Origin of the sequence: Thalassotalea sediminis, from assembly GCF_030295915.1 — a bacterium.
In the GTDB taxonomy this organism is placed as follows: Bacteria; Pseudomonadota; Gammaproteobacteria; order Enterobacterales; family Alteromonadaceae; genus Thalassotalea_C; species Thalassotalea_C sediminis.
The window spans coordinates 3395528-3411241 of sequence record NZ_AP027361.1; the positions used below are offsets into that span (position 1 = coordinate 3395528).

A 15714-nucleotide genomic window follows, 5' to 3' on the forward strand; every position below is an offset into this window, starting at 1 on the left:
AGCAGATAACATTCCAACTAAATTAAAAACTTTAATATCAGTAAGTTAGCCCCCTTCACAAACAAACTAACTCGCTACCTGTAAAAATTACTGACAACTCAGTAATAAAAAAGCCGGTACAACCGGCTTTTTTATATTAACTTATTGTAATCTTTGCAAACTTCCGCTTTCCTACTTGATAAACAGCAGTCGTCCCCGTTGTCACTTGCAACTTATTATCTGCCACTTTCTCTCCGTCTATTTTAACTGCGCCTTGTTTTATCATACGCATAGCTTCAGAGGTACTTGCAACTAAGGCTGCGTCTTTTAATAAATTTGCAATTGCTATCTGCCCATTCTCTGCAGAGATTGTTTTTTCTGGTATATCGTCTGGCATCGCACCTTTTTGAAAGCGGTTAATAAACTCCTGATGTGCGGTTTCAGCGGCCGCTTCATCATGAAAGCGTGCTATAAGCTCTTTCGCTAACGCAATTTTGATATCTCTAGGGTTAGCGCCATTGGCGATCTGCTGCTTATATTCTTCAATAACTGCTAAAGATTTAAAACTCAGTAACTGATAATAACGCCACATCAAATCATCAGAAATAGACATTACTTTACCAAACATTTCTGTTGGTGAGTCCGTAATACCAATGTAGTTATTCAGCGATTTAGACATTTTTTGTACGCCGTCTAACCCTTCTAATAATGGCATCATAAGCACCGTTTGCGGACGTTGTGACTCAGACTTCTGTAACTCTCTACCCATCAATAAATTAAATTTTTGATCGGTACCACCTAATTCCACATCGGCTTCTAATGCAACAGAATCCCACCCTTGGACGAGTGGATACATAAATTCATGAATTGCAATAGATTGGCCATTAGCGTAACGCTTTTTAAAATCGTCACGTTCCATCATACGAGCAACAGTTTGTCGAGAGGCAAGTTTCAACATGCCAGCAGCGCCCAATGTATTCATCCATGTAGAGTTAAATTCGACACGCGTTTTCTCAGGATCTAGAATTTTAAATACTTGTTCTTTATACGTTTCAGCATTGGCAAGGACGTCTGCTTCCGTTAGTGGCTTACGCGTAACATTTTTACCCGTAGGATCGCCAATCATGCCCGTAAAGTCACCGATTAGAAAAATTACTTCGTGCCCCAACTCTTGAAACTGACGTAATTTATTAATTAAAACTGTATGCCCTAAATGTAGATCTGGTGCCGTTGGATCAAACCCAGCTTTAATTTTTAGTGGTTTGCCTGTTTTTAACTTTTCAAGCAACTCTTCTTCAAGCAAGATTTCTTCGGCGCCGCGTTTCAATTCTGCAAACGCTTGGCTGACATCTAACATGGTTTGGCTCCAATTTGGTGATTAGCAAATAATAAATAGGGGCAGAATTCTACTGTAAATAATGCGGAAGTTAAAACCCTATGATTGTTTATCCGCATAATATTTTGTTATAGTAATTGATGGATGATGTAGTTAAACCAGTAGTCAGGGCCGTATCCGTTTGAAAAATATAAAGAACTTTTATCTCTCGTTACCAAAACAGCATAAGTTAATTCTTTCTGCTGCAAGCTTTTTGCTACTATTTACCTTGCTTTTACCTGCTGAAAAGGCGACTGCGAGCCGTCAAACCGAACATTCTTCGCTTAAAGTTGGCGAACGTTATCAATTAGCTCTACCGCCAGAAGCTCCTGAAGAAGCTTTATCTGCACATCAACAATCCTTAGAGGTTGAGACTAAATCAGCCGCCCAACACATAACCGCTGACATTAATTGGCATAGCGCGAAAGTAAAATCTGGTGATTCGCTTGCAAAGATACTAAAGCGATTTGGACATAATGCTCAAGTTACACATAAAGTAAGTCATGCCAAAGGTGAATTCGGCAAATTACTAAGAAAGTTAAATGTTGGCGATCAATTACAGTTAGGTGAAAATGAAAACGGTGAGTTAATCGCACTAGAATATCCACTGTCGAAAACAGAAACCTTATTTATTACTAAAACTGACCAGGGTTTTGAAGCAAGTAAAGAAACTAAGTCAGTCGACACCATTGAATTTACCGCTCACGGTGTGATCAAATCAAACTTTTGGACAGCAGGTGTCAATGCAGGATTAGACGATGCACAAATCATTAACTTAGCGAATATTTTTGGTTGGGATATAGATTTTGCGCTTGATATTAGAGAAAGCGATAGCTTTCATGTTGTCTATGAAAAGCGTTATGTTGAAGGTGAATATATTGGTACAGGAAAAATCTTAGCGGCAGAATTTATAAACCAAGGTGATACATTCCAAGCAATTAGATATAAAGATGGGCGTTATTATACACCCGACGGTAAAAGTATGCGTAAAGCGTTCTTAAGAGCCCCTGTATCGTTCAAATATATTAGTTCTAATTTCAAACCAAGACGTTTTCATCCAATACAAAAACGTTGGAAAGCACATAGAGGCACAGATTATCGAGCAAACACTGGCACTCCTGTAGTAGCTTCTGGTGACGGTAAAGTTACTCATTCGACCTATAATAAGTACAATGGTAATTACGTTTTTATCCAGCACGGAAACGGTATTGTCACTAAATATCTGCACTTTTCTAAAAGAGCAGTGAAAAAAGGACAACGTGTAAAACAAGGTCAAGTGATTGGTTATGTTGGCTCTACAGGTATGTCACAAGCACCGCATTTACATTATGAGTTTTTATTAAATGGTATCCATCGCAACCCTAGAACGGTAAAACTGCCTGATGCGCAGCCGATTGCGAAAAAACATGCGAATGAATTTGCACTAATCGCAAAGCAACGTTTAGCAGAACTCACTGATTCTAAGTTAGCCTTAAATAGCACGTCATCACAAAGCAACAGAGCGCCCTAATCATTAGGTATATTTATTACTGGCATTATCTCAACTTAAGTGCAGGTGATGCCAGTATGACATTAGTAGGACAACGTACTAGATTTGCTCCAGTTTTCAATAATATTTCATTTAACGCTATAACGGCAGATGTCTAGAAGCTCATTACCGTTTTCAAAACATATCACTTATTTAACTATCATCAGTGTAAAATTGGTTAATTAGGTGAACAAATCCCCGAAAGTCTTCGTATATTTATACATGACCAAAAAATGATAAAAGCACAGTTATAAGATTAAAAAACAATAACTTAATTAAGTTAACGGAAATAATATTCATTCATCAGACTCGAATATTCAAGCACTCTAAGCATATACTTTTATTTGGCTAATTTATGCTTATGACAAAAAAATCTATAATCAGATACTCGATGGGGCGCGGCCTTCACGTTAAGCAATACTTGGAATTGAATTTATACTGAAACTGAGTATAGACCTACCTTATTTTCTCCATATAATAAATATCCCACTGTAGAAAAAACACGCGCACACAGTTCACAAATTGAACTATTGTCATTTAAAAGCGTCTAACGGTTGTGCTGTATTAAACAGCATTTGAGGAGGAAATATGGAGTTTAATGATATTCACATCGGCATGAAATGCGGCAGTAAAAAAGGGAGTGGTACTGTTACATGGATTGATGGCTCTACTCGTACTATTTATATTGCAAATACGGAAGACAACAATAGTTTTGAAGTAAATTTCGACGAATTGATCGAAGATCCTCAAGCGCACAATAGGGAAGATACCTACTATTGATTTGTGAGCGCACATTAAACAGAATTTTAAAACCTCCTATTAGGAGGTTTTTTTATGCTTATCAAAAGATCTTATAGTCTATTGATAAGCACAAAGGACACCATATACAACAAAATTTTAGTTGCTCTCGTCTCGCTGTCAATCAACGTTCTTGTTCTTTAGCTTGCTTTACCATAGCCCTTACATCGGCAAGTAATGCTTTTGCATCGTAAACAATACCGTCTTTAATGGTGTAATTTACACCACCTTTACGCGTTGGTTTATTATCATCACTTAACTGGAAGTGCCCAGTACCGTATAACACCTTAAAGTTACGCAACGGATTTTCTGCAACTATAACCATATCTGCTTTTTTACCTACACGTAAAGAGCCAATATCGTTAGCTAACCCTAGCGCCTCAGCGCCATTAATAGTCGCAGACTGAATAACTTCTAACGCATTAAAACCTGCTTCTCGTAGTAGCTCAAGTTCACGTATATAACCAAAACCATAAATTTTAAAGATATAACCAGCGTCAGATCCTGTTGTTACACGGCCACCATGGTTTTTATAATCATTAATGAATGCCATCCATTGTTGATAATTTTTCTTCCAGGCGATTTCATCATCAGTTGTCCAATCAAACCAGTATGAGCCATGGGCATATTTGTTTGGCTGAAAAAATTTCCATAGTGTTGGTAAGGTATAATCTTTATGCCAGTCAGCATTCATTTCGCGCATTAAATCTCTACTGGCTTCATAAATGGTCATTGTCGGATTGATGGTAAAGTCAAGCTTGATTAATTCGTCACGTACCTGTTGCCACTTTTCAGAACCAGGTTTTGCCGCTTGTTGCCATAGCAATCCAGCTTCACCAAAGCGATTTTGTTCGTCATTATAATTGTATTCAGGTGAGTAATGTTGAATACGTTGATGTTCAAATAATGCCTCAGGTAAGCCATACCAATGTTCCATGGTAGTAAGACCTAGACGTGCAGAATCAATCACATTCATATTCGTCACTTCTAGCTGCGCATGATGCATCATCGAACCTAATGACTGCTTTTTCGCTTCAGTTAATGCGGCTTCCATAATAGCAGGTGGCGCACCGAAAAATTTAATGCCTTTGGCACCTCTTTTTGCAATATATTTAACCCATTTTCTCGCTTGTTCAGGCGTCGTTATCGCTTGCTTTTGTTCCATGCCAAAACCTACATAAGGAATAATACGAGGCGCAGCTATTTCATTTTTTTCGCTTCGCTTTACATGGTCCATTACCCAATCAACACCATTAAAACTACCCGGTTCTCTTACTGTGGTGATGCCATGAGCTAACCAAAGCTTAAATACATATTCGGCAGGTATGTTATCCGCACTACCACCAATGTGGCCATGCATATCAATAAAGCCTGGTAAAATGTACTGGCCAGAGACGTCTATCTCAATATCCCCTTTACGCGCTTTTGGGCGGCCACCCGCTTTAATTGGCACACCTGGATTACCAACACTAACCATGCTGATAATGCGATCATTCTCAATTACAATGTCCATGGGCCCTCTTGCAGGTGCCCCTTCGCCATTAACCACAATACCACCACGTAGTATTAAACGTTCATAAGGTCCTTGACCCGTTGCTCTTTCAGGTGCTTTTTTACCTGGCCCCGCTACAGCGACTGCGCAAAAAAAGGTAAACAATAGCATTGTGAATTTTTTCATTCTTATTCTCTTTACAATAGTTATTTAATTGACGGATAAATCGCTAAATAGAGCCTACCACATTATGGTTAACATGTTCTTAAATTAAGATGACTAAAGGGTTAGCCGCGATAAACGTCATTCATATTCACACGATATTCCGCGCAATATATTCACTAGACTTTACGTAAAGACGCCGTTAGATTAGCGCTATTATTGACAAGAAACAGAATACTAATGACTAACAAATATTTTCAACATACATTCAAACCAAGATTTAGCGATACAGACGCCCTTGGTCACATCAACAATACTATGGTGCCCGTTTGGTTTGAAGGTGCCAGAGATGATATTTTTAAGTGGTTTACACCTGATTTAGACTTGACAAAATGGCGTTTAATCCTTGCCAAAATAGACGTCACCTTTCATGGCCAAATGTATTACGAGTACGATATGGAAGTAAAAACCTGTATTGGCCGTATTGGTGGTTCATCATTTGATGTCTTTCAAGAACTTTGGCAACAAGGTGAACTTAAAGCATCTGGCACAGCGGTAATGGTTCACTTTAACTATGAAACACAAAAAACTGAGAAAATTCCAACAGATATCGTTGGAAAAATGACAGAATATTTAAAGAACTAAAATTGGATCTATCGCATTGCAAACAGCAGTGTTAGAATGGATCCCTTTTCTGTTAAACTGAATAAAACAACAATAAAACACAGCGTTTTGATTGTTTTATTATCAACAACTTACAGCGTTGTTAGAATTATTAAAGTGAGAGAGTTACATGGCCAGTCGTGGGATTAATAAAGTCATTATTGTTGGCAACTTAGGACAAGATCCTGAAGTGCGTTTTATGCCAAATGGTAGTGCTGTTGCAAACTTTACCGTTGCAACATCAGAAACATGGAAAGACAAGCAAACTGGTGAACAGAAAGAAAAGACTGAGTGGCACCGTATCGTTATTTATCAACGTTTAGCTGAAATTGCTGGTGAATACCTGAAAAAAGGTTCAAAAGTATACTTAGAAGGTCGATTGCAAACGCGTAAATGGCAGAACCAACAAGGACAAGATCAATACACGACTGAAATTGTTGCCAATGAAATGCAAATGTTAGATTCACGAGGTCAGGGGCAAGGAGGATTTCAATCTTCAGCGCCTCAGCAAGGTGGATACCAACAACAAGCAGCACCTCAGCAACAAGCCGCATATCAGCAACCTGCTCAGCAACAAAATTACCAGCAGCCTGCTCAACAACCTGCGCAACAGCAAAGTTACCAACAGCCTGCACAAAGTTCGCCTCAAGGTGGTACACAATCAGGTTATCAGCAACAACCAGCGCAACAAGGTGGCTTTCAACAACAAAATCAATCAAACGCTAAGGTAAACCCACAAGAGCCAACAATTGATTTTGATGACGATATTCCGTTCTAGTCTTCCAACCTTTACAGTGTAAAATTTATAAATGGAGCCAAAAGGCTCCATTTTTTTGTTCCGACGAAAAGTTTGTTTTAGATCTAATTTTCATTCTGCTGAATATGATAATTTGTTCTATTGTTAATAAATCGCTCATGATTTTCATAGGATTAGGATAAATTTATGCAATTGTCACTCGCGAAAAAAATAAACGTAGCACTAGCCGTTTTTGCGATCATATTCTTAACCACTACAGTCTTATTTTTTTATTACGATGAACAAGAGTTAAGCGAAAATTTTGTCAAACAACATTTAGACTCATTAGCATTAAATTATTTTGATTCCGTCAATACCATGATGCTTACTGGCACGATGGCAAACCGACATATTATTCAAGAAAAAATTCAAAGCCAAAAAGACATTGTGGAAGCCCGTATATTACGAACAGAAGCAGTAACAAAAACATTTGGTGATGGCTTCGAGGATCAAAAAGCAACAACAACATTTGAACGTCAAGGATTGGCAGGAACACAGGCATACGATTTTATAGAACGTGATGGCAAGGAAATGATCAGTTTTATCAAGCCAATTCGCGCCAGTAAGGATTATCGCGGTACTAATTGTTTAGCATGTCACCAAGTTAATGAGGGAGAAGTGTTAGGCGCAGTAAAAATTACTTATGATCTTTCACGAGTGCAATCTGAAATAAAGAAATCAATCACTCATGCCGGCCTGCTACAGTTAATTATTACCGTTATTTGCTTTGTATTATTAAGTTTAACCTTTAGACGGTTAGTATTATTTCGTTTGAATCGATTGCGCCGCACGATTGAGGACGTAGAACAAAACTTAGATTTAAGTAAAGACATTAAAGTACATTATAACGATGAACTAGGTGCTGTAAGTGAAGCATTGAATAAAATGATGAAACGGTTCAAAGGAAGCTTTATTAAGGTCTCAGATGCGTCAGATAAGCTTATCAACTCTGCAACACAAGTAGACGAAATATCAAAACTTACACGAGAAGCGGTTCTGGAACAGAAAAATGGTACCGACTCTGTCGCAGCAGCGATCAATGAGCTAGATGCTTCTGCAAATGAAGTTCAACAAAATACAGAAAGTGCCGCACAAAAATCTATTGCTGTAAATGATCATGCCCAACAAGGTTTAACACTCGTTAACGGTACAAAAGATGGCATATATCAACTACGTGATCGCGTGTTAGAAAATACGTCTATGATCACCCAGCTTAGTTCAAAAACAAATGAAGTTGGCGGTGTACTAGAAGTGATTAATGCTATTGCCGAACAAACGAACCTCTTGGCGCTTAATGCAGCCATTGAAGCGGCAAGAGCTGGCGAACAAGGCAGAGGTTTTGCTGTTGTTGCCGATGAAGTACGTTCTTTGGCGACGAGAACAAGAGAGTCAATTGATGAAATACAGCTCACTATTTCCGCTCTTCAAGAAGATGCTAAAGGCGCCGTTACGTCTATGGAACAAGTCAGTGAACAAGCACAAGAGAAAGCTGAAGATGTGGCAAATGTTTCGACATTATTAGTTGATATAACTCAACAAATTCAGGAGCTTGATGATTTAAATAGTCATATATCTAACGCTGCTAAACAACAAAACCTTGCCGCAGATGAAATCAATCAGAATGTGGTCAACATTAGTGACGTCGCCGAAAAATCGAGCCAAGATGCAATACGAGGAAAAGAGATCAGTGAAGAGTTACTCGCCTTAGCTTATGCACTTAATGAACAAGTCGCACAATTTAAGCTATAAGTGTTAACCGAGCGTGCGCTATAAAGTACGCTCGGTAATCCATCGTTAATAGTTGCGACCCGCTATATCATTTTCAAACGTTTCTATCGCGCCACGTTTTTGCATTGTTACAAAAACTTGCTTACCATTTTCACCACCAAAGGCGACATTCGTTGGATGCTTCCCTTTCAAGGCGATCGTTTTTATCAACTTACCATTGGGTGACAATACTGCCACTTGACCTGCGCCATAGCGTGCAATATAAAGATTACCATCACGGTCTGTTCTCATACCATCCATACCATGATCTTGAAAATGATGGATAAGCGTTTTATTGCTAATGTTTCCTGATTTATCTAAATCATAACGCCAAACGTTTCTTTGTACACTTTCATTAACATAAAGCGACCTATTATCAGGTGAAACTTCAATACCATTTGTTGTCCCCATATTCTCTTCTAACAATGTTGTCGTACCATCTTGGTTAATACGCCATATATTGCCCGTACCTTCGCTCCAGTTAGGATCGCTAGCAAACAGAATACCATTGTCTGTAATGGCGATATCGTTCGGTTGATTCATATTTGCATTGTGCGCATGAACGTTAACCACTTTACTGTTTTTAGCAACTTTTAAAATATTATGGTTTACGTAATCAGCAATATACATCGTCCCCTGTTTATCAAAGCGAATACCATTACCTATAGAGCCATTGGTTAACGTGAGGTAAGTTTCAGCGCTATCTTTCGCGAGAATTTTTCCTATCGTACCGTCCTTGCCATAATTGACTGCGTACAAATTACCATTTTTATCTACTGCGGGTCCTTCAACACCTTGCGTAAAGGTATTGTCAGTCATCCAATCAGTTGTTTCTGAGGCGGCATTACACGCAAAAGCGCTAATTGCGATTAAATTGCTGATAAGTAGTTGTTTATATTTCATATACCGTAAAATGAGTCACTAGTTTTAGTTTACGTTACCACAGATCAAAATCGATGCTTGGAATATTCAGTTATAAGTGAATACCTGCCGTTTATATAGACAATATTATCACTTACAAAAAACGTTTTAAGAGTCGATCAACTTTTGATAAAGACAGTTTTTTAATTAACTTTTTTGGTTTTTCTGGGTAATCTCGAACATCATCTATCATATTTGCATGCGTAACTTTCGTGGTATTAGCCATGATAATAGCTAATTCCTGATCTACATCTTCCTTAATAATTTGTTGATGATCTTGCAATAAAATTGCGTTCTCTAGATCCAATGTCCAGGCGCGAGGGTTCATATTGCTTCCTGTTACTAAATGGTAAATGTCATCTACAATCATGCCTTTAGCGTGAAAGCTATTTTCCTGATCTCGCCATAAGTGGACATTCAACAAGCCTTTAGACAAGTAACTATCAAACTTAATGAGGAAACGCTTCAATATCTTTTCATATAGGTAGGGTATGATACCAATAGTCGAGAACGCTTCATCGTCTGAAATAAAGAAATCATTCGCCGATTTATCACCAACAATAATATTTACTTCAACACCTCTTTTCATCGCTTTGACTAATGCTTTAATCACAGGTTTAGGTAAATTAAAGTATGGGGTAATCAAAACAATCGAGGTACTGCTGGCTTTAATTAGCGACAAAGAGATTTTATTAAGCGCGTTTTTTCTGTAACCGCAACCTAAAATCGGTGTTGCTGAAATGCCCTCTTCTACAGTTGACGCTACAAATTGGTATTGTGTGTTTTTCAGTGTATTAAAGGTACGTTGACATAAGCCTTTGAGTTGCTTTTTAGAAGGTAAAGTAGCCGACAATAAAGAGGTTACAGTGTTAGAGGCGACGAGTTCATCTAATAATAACCGGCACATGCTATCCGCTAAGTGTTGATTATCTATTTGATAGTATCGGTCTAGTCGATATTTTTCACCCTGGTGCAAATAGTCGTTATTAATACTAGCACCACTGTAAAGCACAACGTTATCGAACATCATACCTTTTAGGTGCATTACCCCCATAAGTTCACGTGCCTTGACGCGAACTCCATAAAAACCAATATCAACGTTATGTTCTTGGCAAAGTTGTTGATAATAAGCTTGATTGCCTGCCGATGACTTCTCACCAATACGTCCACGACGTGCACGATGATCATCTAGAAGAATACTAATCGATAACGCAGGGTTTTGCTGTTTAGCGTCTACAAGAAGTGTCATTATTGCTCGGCCAGCGTCGTCATCTTGTAAATAAAGTGAAGATATTACAATACGTTTTTTTGCTCGTTGAATAAGCGCTGCTAGCCTTTGAGCAAACGCCTTCGATGACGTAATAATTTCTAGATCTTGTTGTTTAATACCAATCGCATTTACATGCATTACTATAGCGCCGCCTATTGAAAATTAACCTCTCCAAGGCGCTCAGTGTATTGAGGCAACTTAGTCGGCGCAAGTAATATTGTATCGTTTATATCGATATAGCTAATGTTAAGGCTTGTCGAATAGCACGTTTTGCATCTAGCTCTGCCGCAACATCAGCCCCACCAATAAGGTGTGTTGTGATATTTTTACTCAATAAGCCATCGTATAAGCTTCTTTCTGGCTCTTGTCCAGCGCAAACAATAACATTATCTACAACCAACACTTTACTTTCACCTTCGTGTAAAATATGTAACCCTTGGTCATCAACTTTTTGATATGTCACGCCACCGTACATTTTTACACCGTTATTTTTTAATGTAGCACGATGAATCCAACCGGTTGTTTTTCCTAAGCCAGCACCAACTTTAGTTGTTTTACGTTGAAGTAAATAGATCTCTCTGTCAGTATGTTGTTGAGCACCATCAGATTTAATTGCGCCGCCTTTTTCATAGTTTTTATCAACCCCCCAATTCTCCATCCATGCATCAGCATTTTCAGACAATGAATGCTGTTCCGCTAAGTAACATCCAACATCAAAGCCAATACCTCCAGCGCCGATAATTGCAACCTTATTGCCAACAGGCACTTTTTCCTTAACAACCTGTAAATAACTTAATACCTTAGGGTGGTCAGCGCCCGTTATGGTCAGCTTTCTTGGTGAAATTCCTGTTGCGAGTATCACTTCATCAAAACCACCTTCGGCGAGATCTTCTACAGATTGTGTTTGACCGAGTTTGACCTCAACGTTATTTAAAACGAGTTGAACATTAAAGTAACGAAGCGTTTCATAAAATTCTTCTTTGCCAGGTATTTGTTTAGCAATATTAAACTGACCACCTATTTCTTCAGCGCCATCAAATAAGGTAACATCATGTCCTTTCTGCGCAGCATACACGCTAAAAGCGAGTCCTGCTGGCCCTGCACCAACCACGGCTAGTTTCTTCGGCGTTGACGTTTTGGTGATTGTTAATTCAGTTTCATAACATGCTTGAGGATTGACTAAGCAAGACGCACGTTGTTGTTTAAATACATGATCCAAGCAAGCCTGATTACACGCTATACAGGTATTGATTTGCTCACTGTGGCCATTCGCAGCCTTATTTACAAATTCAGGATCTGCAAGAAAAGGTCTAGCCATAGATACCATGTCTGCTTGCCCGTCAGCGAGTACTTTTTCAGCTACTTCAGGGGTGTTGATACGATTAGTCGTTACTAACGGTAGCGAAACTTCTTTCCTCATTTTTTCAGTGATCCATGTAAACGCTGCGCGCGGCACTGATGTAGAAATTGTTGGAATTCGCGCTTCATGCCAACCAATCCCCGTATTGATTATCGTTGCGCCAGCTTTTTCAATCGCTTTCGCCATAGTGACTACGTCTTGCCACTCATTGCCACCTTTAACAAAGTCAAGCATTGATAAACGAAAAATAATGATAAATTTCTCGCCAACTTTTTCACGTACCGCTTTTACAATTTCACACGCTAAACGCATGCGATTTTCAATGGCTCCACCCCATTCATCAGTTCTTTTATTTGTTCGTATACAACTAAACTGATTTATCAGATAGCCTTCAGAACCCATAATTTCAACACCATCGTAGCCTGCTTTTGCGGCAAGCTTTGCTGAATGTGCAAAGTCTTTGATAGTTGATTTAATCTGACGCACAGACATTTCACTTGGTGTAAAAGGATTTATTGGCGCTTTAACTTTACTCGCTGAAACACTAAAGGGGTGATACGCATATCGCCCTGCGTGTAATAGTTGTAAGCAAATTTTAGTCGGATATTTATGGACGGCTTCAGTTACTTTTTTATGTTTCCCTACTTGCCAAAAGTAGCTTAGTTGACAACCAAAAGGTGCAAGTCTACCGCGAATATTAGGACTTATTCCCCCTGTAACAATTAAACCCACACCACCTTTTGCTCGCTCCTCGTAAAAAACTGCTAGTTTATCAAATCCATTTTTTTCTTCTTCTAGCCCGGTATGCATCGAGCCCATTAATACTCGATTTGATAACGTTGTAAAACCAAGTTCTAATGGCTCAAAAACATGAGGAAATGGTGAATGTGTTGACATATTTTATCTCATAAAGGTCTAACCAGTTGTTATAAGGTAGTGCTTGTTCTACGAAAATACAAGCTCTATTTTGACACCTGTCAGATTAAACCGTGAACATAAAAAAAGGCTAACGCATCGTTAGCCTTTTATGAGCGTACCTAAGTAATTAAAACTTAAAGCTATAGTTAACGCCTAGCACGTCTGTACTATCATATTTTTGGTAACTCGCTTCAATTGTAGCTTGGTTGTTAAGGACATAACCAATACCTAATCCACCGCCAAACTCCCAATCATCGTCGCTAAACGACTGCCCTGCACTAGATGCTGTAAATTTAGCATTACCATAAGTAGGCATGACAAAAGCGTAAACTTCTTCGTTAAGGTCGAATTGAGCTCTCAAGTCGATTGCAACAAAGCGATCTAACTCGATATCAATTGATGTGCCGTAGTATTTAACACTCTCGTCTTGAATACCAATGCCGTAGCGTAATCCAGCAAATAAAGAAACTTTCTCTGTATCATGGAAGTTATATTTAACCTCACCGACAAGCGCACCAAAGCTAAGATCTTGACCAGAAATATCATCTGACAAGTTCGCATAGCCTATGCCGCCAGACCATTCAGCAGAAGCTGTAAAAGCACATAATGAGAATAGTGAAGCTAGTGTTATTTTTTTCATGTAATATCCTTGTTAATTGATTCCCTTTTCGAAAATGATTTAACATCATAAACAAAAGGCAGCGCATTATAGGGACTGCATATGTTGAGCTCAACAACCACATTAACAAAAATGTTAAAAATCATTGCAGCATATATGAGATGAACTTCCATGCCTAATACAATAAAAATGACCGTAAAGCAGGCACTTTTAGATAATCTAAAACTGATCTTAAATGATGTTAAACAAGCGGCAGAAAAGGCCCACCTTGCAGCGATAGATGAGCAATCGGTTGCGGAAACACAATACGATACACTTGCTATAGAAGCCGCATATCTTGCGGAAGGTTATTCAAGACGAATTAATGAGCTTTCACAAGCAATCACGCTAGTATCTCATTTATCTGTGGAGCAAACTGAAACCATTCAACTCGGGGCCTTGGTCAAATTAGCAGGGCAATCTGTCGATTATTTTATTGCACCTGCTGGCGCGGGAATAACCTTTACTATTGAGAGCATTAACATCGCTGTCTTGTCTCCACAATCTCCGATAGGTAAAGCAATGTTAAGTCATGAAGCAGGGGATGTTATCACTGTAACCATTAACCAAAAAGAAGTCGTTTATGAGGTTATTGACGTTCAATAACCGATGAAAAACACTGCGCAGCTAAGGTTTTAGTAGTGCTTTAATATTTGCTAAATCTGCAACCTTATCGTCTACTTTTAAATAAGCTACTGCTTCAGTGTGCACGAGTGTCGCTTCCACTACGCCTGGCAACAATACTAATTGCTCAGCAATTTCATCAGCCTGTTGCTCGCAAGTGATTGTTGTAGAAAAACTATAACTTTTCGATTTTTGCAAGGACTTCATTCCGGTTGCGGCAATAAACCATAACAATCCAAAACAAGACATTACGAGAAAAATCATCGATTCGCCAAAATTAGCAGCTATTGCGCCACCGAGTAATCCACCAGTAAATGCACCTATAAATTGACTACTAGAATAAACCCCCATAACACTGCCCTTTTGGCCTGCTGGAGCAATACGTGATAACAATGATGGCATTGTTGCCTCTAAATAATTAAAAGCGGTAAAAAACAACACCACAAGAAACGATAGCGTCATCAACGTACTTGGTAAATACCAAAAAAATAAGAGGGAAACACTCAACAATAATACTGCTGCGGCAAACATTGATTTTTCTTTTTGCTTTCTAATCGCAAAGATCATAAATGGCACCATTAGAAAGAACGAGCCAAGTAATGCAGGTAAATAGAGCTGCCAATGATCTTCAAGTGCTAACCCTGCTTGCACAAACTGTTTAGGAAGTGTCACAAAACATGCTGTTAACGCCATATGAAGAATAAACACACCAAGGTTTAAACGAAACAATTGCGGGTGACGAATTAAATGACTTAGTTGCTCAGGTAAAGCAACATTATCACCACGAGGAGCCTTATTAACAGAAAATGGCACCATAAACTGAATCATAAAGATAGCTGCTATTGTTAAAAGCGCGGTAAACCAAAATAAACCTGACAAGCCAAAAGATTCAGCAACAATGGGGCCTGCAACCATAGCTAAGGTAAAAGATAAGCCAATAAACATACCTATCGTTGCCATCACTTTTGGACGTTGCTCTTCCCTCGTTAAATCTGCCGCTAATGCCAATACTGCACTAGCAATCGCTCCCATGCCTTGCAAAGCTCGCCCGACAACAACGCCATAGATGGTCTCTGACATTGCAGCAATAATACTACCAACTAAAAAGATACATAAGCCGCCGAGGATAACAGGCTTACGTCCAAACTTATCTGACAATATACCCATAGGTATTTGCAATAGCGCTTGTGTTAGCCCATATGCACCTATTGCTAAGCCAACCCAAATTGGACTAAACCCGATGAGCTGTTCACCATAAATCGCAAAAACAGGCAAAATCATAAACAAGCCTAACATGCGCAGTCCAAATACCGCGGCAAGTGAAAAAGCTGCTTTTTTCTCTATTTGATTTAATCCAGAATGACCCATACGTACGACAAACTACCTAACCATGTAATTAAAAC

The 15714-nt window shown here is 38.8% G+C and carries 13 protein-coding genes; 6 read left to right on the top strand and 7 right to left on the bottom strand.

All coding sequences use genetic code 11. The annotated features are described in order from the left end of the window. Positions 1–136: 136 nt before the first annotated feature. Complete coding sequence (gene tyrS / locus QUE09_RS15460) at positions 137–1336, bottom strand: tyrosine--tRNA ligase (protein ID WP_286233771.1); 1200 nt, start codon at positions 1334–1336, stop codon at positions 137–139. 160 nt (positions 1337–1496) lie between these two features. Between tyrS and QUE09_RS15465 the strand changes: the two genes are divergently transcribed. Both QUE09_RS15465 and QUE09_RS15470 read left to right on the top strand, forming a co-directional pair. Next, on the top strand, positions 1497–2864 hold the full coding sequence (locus QUE09_RS15465; protein ID WP_286233772.1) for a peptidoglycan DD-metalloendopeptidase family protein: 1368 nt from the start codon (positions 1497–1499) through the stop codon (positions 2862–2864). 606 nt (positions 2865–3470) lie between these two features. Then, on the top strand, positions 3471–3662 hold the full coding sequence (locus QUE09_RS15470) for a hypothetical protein (protein ID WP_074499487.1): 192 nt from the start codon (positions 3471–3473) through the stop codon (positions 3660–3662). Positions 3663–3804: 142 nt separating this feature from the next. Here the strand turns inward: QUE09_RS15470 and QUE09_RS15475 are convergent, their stop codons facing one another. Beyond that, positions 3805–5358, bottom strand: coding sequence for an amidohydrolase family protein (locus QUE09_RS15475; protein WP_434017220.1), 1554 nt, complete (start codon positions 5356–5358; stop codon positions 3805–3807). Positions 5359–5574: 216 nt separating this feature from the next. Between QUE09_RS15475 and QUE09_RS15480 the strand changes: the two genes are divergently transcribed. The 3 genes from QUE09_RS15480 to QUE09_RS15490 all read left to right on the top strand — a co-directional run bounded on the left by QUE09_RS15480 (position 5575) and on the right by QUE09_RS15490 (position 8542). Next, positions 5575–5979, top strand: coding sequence for an acyl-CoA thioesterase (locus QUE09_RS15480; RefSeq protein WP_286233773.1), 405 nt, complete (start codon positions 5575–5577; stop codon positions 5977–5979). Between the two features lie 148 nt (positions 5980–6127). After that, positions 6128–6775, top strand: a complete 648-nt coding sequence (gene ssb, locus QUE09_RS15485) for a single-stranded DNA-binding protein (RefSeq protein ID WP_286233774.1) — start codon at positions 6128–6130, stop codon at positions 6773–6775. 165 nt (positions 6776–6940) lie between these two features. After that, positions 6941–8542, top strand: a complete 1602-nt coding sequence (locus QUE09_RS15490; protein ID WP_286233776.1) for a methyl-accepting chemotaxis protein — start codon at positions 6941–6943, stop codon at positions 8540–8542. Positions 8543–8587: 45 nt separating this feature from the next. Here QUE09_RS15490 and QUE09_RS15495 read toward each other — a convergent pair whose 3' ends face one another. From QUE09_RS15495 to QUE09_RS15510, 4 genes are all read right to left on the bottom strand, one after another. Then, a complete protein-coding gene (locus QUE09_RS15495) occupies positions 8588–9463 on the bottom strand; it encodes an SMP-30/gluconolactonase/LRE family protein (protein WP_286233778.1) in 876 nt (291 codons plus the stop codon). Positions 9464–9575: 112 nt separating this feature from the next. Beyond that, the gene (gene pssA / locus QUE09_RS15500; protein WP_286233779.1) at positions 9576–10889 is read right to left on the bottom strand and encodes a CDP-diacylglycerol--serine O-phosphatidyltransferase; all 1314 of its coding nucleotides are present in this window, start codon (positions 10887–10889) and stop codon (positions 9576–9578) included. Positions 10890–10977: 88 nt separating this feature from the next. Further along, positions 10978–13008, bottom strand: a complete 2031-nt coding sequence (locus QUE09_RS15505; protein ID WP_286233780.1) for an NADPH-dependent 2,4-dienoyl-CoA reductase — start codon at positions 13006–13008, stop codon at positions 10978–10980. 148 nt (positions 13009–13156) lie between these two features. Next, positions 13157–13669 carry a porin family protein gene (locus tag QUE09_RS15510; RefSeq protein WP_286233781.1) on the bottom strand — a complete coding sequence of 171 codons (513 nt, stop codon included), beginning with the start codon at positions 13667–13669 and terminating at the stop codon, positions 13157–13159. Positions 13670–13819: 150 nt separating this feature from the next. On the opposite strand from QUE09_RS15510, the gene QUE09_RS15515 reads away from it, so the two are divergent. Beyond that, complete coding sequence (locus QUE09_RS15515) at positions 13820–14293, top strand: GreA/GreB family elongation factor (RefSeq protein WP_286233782.1); 474 nt, start codon at positions 13820–13822, stop codon at positions 14291–14293. 21 nt (positions 14294–14314) lie between these two features. Here QUE09_RS15515 and QUE09_RS15520 read toward each other — a convergent pair whose 3' ends face one another. After that, positions 14315–15679, bottom strand: a complete 1365-nt coding sequence (locus QUE09_RS15520) for an MFS transporter (protein WP_286233783.1) — start codon at positions 15677–15679, stop codon at positions 14315–14317. Positions 15680–15714: the final 35 nt, after the last annotated feature.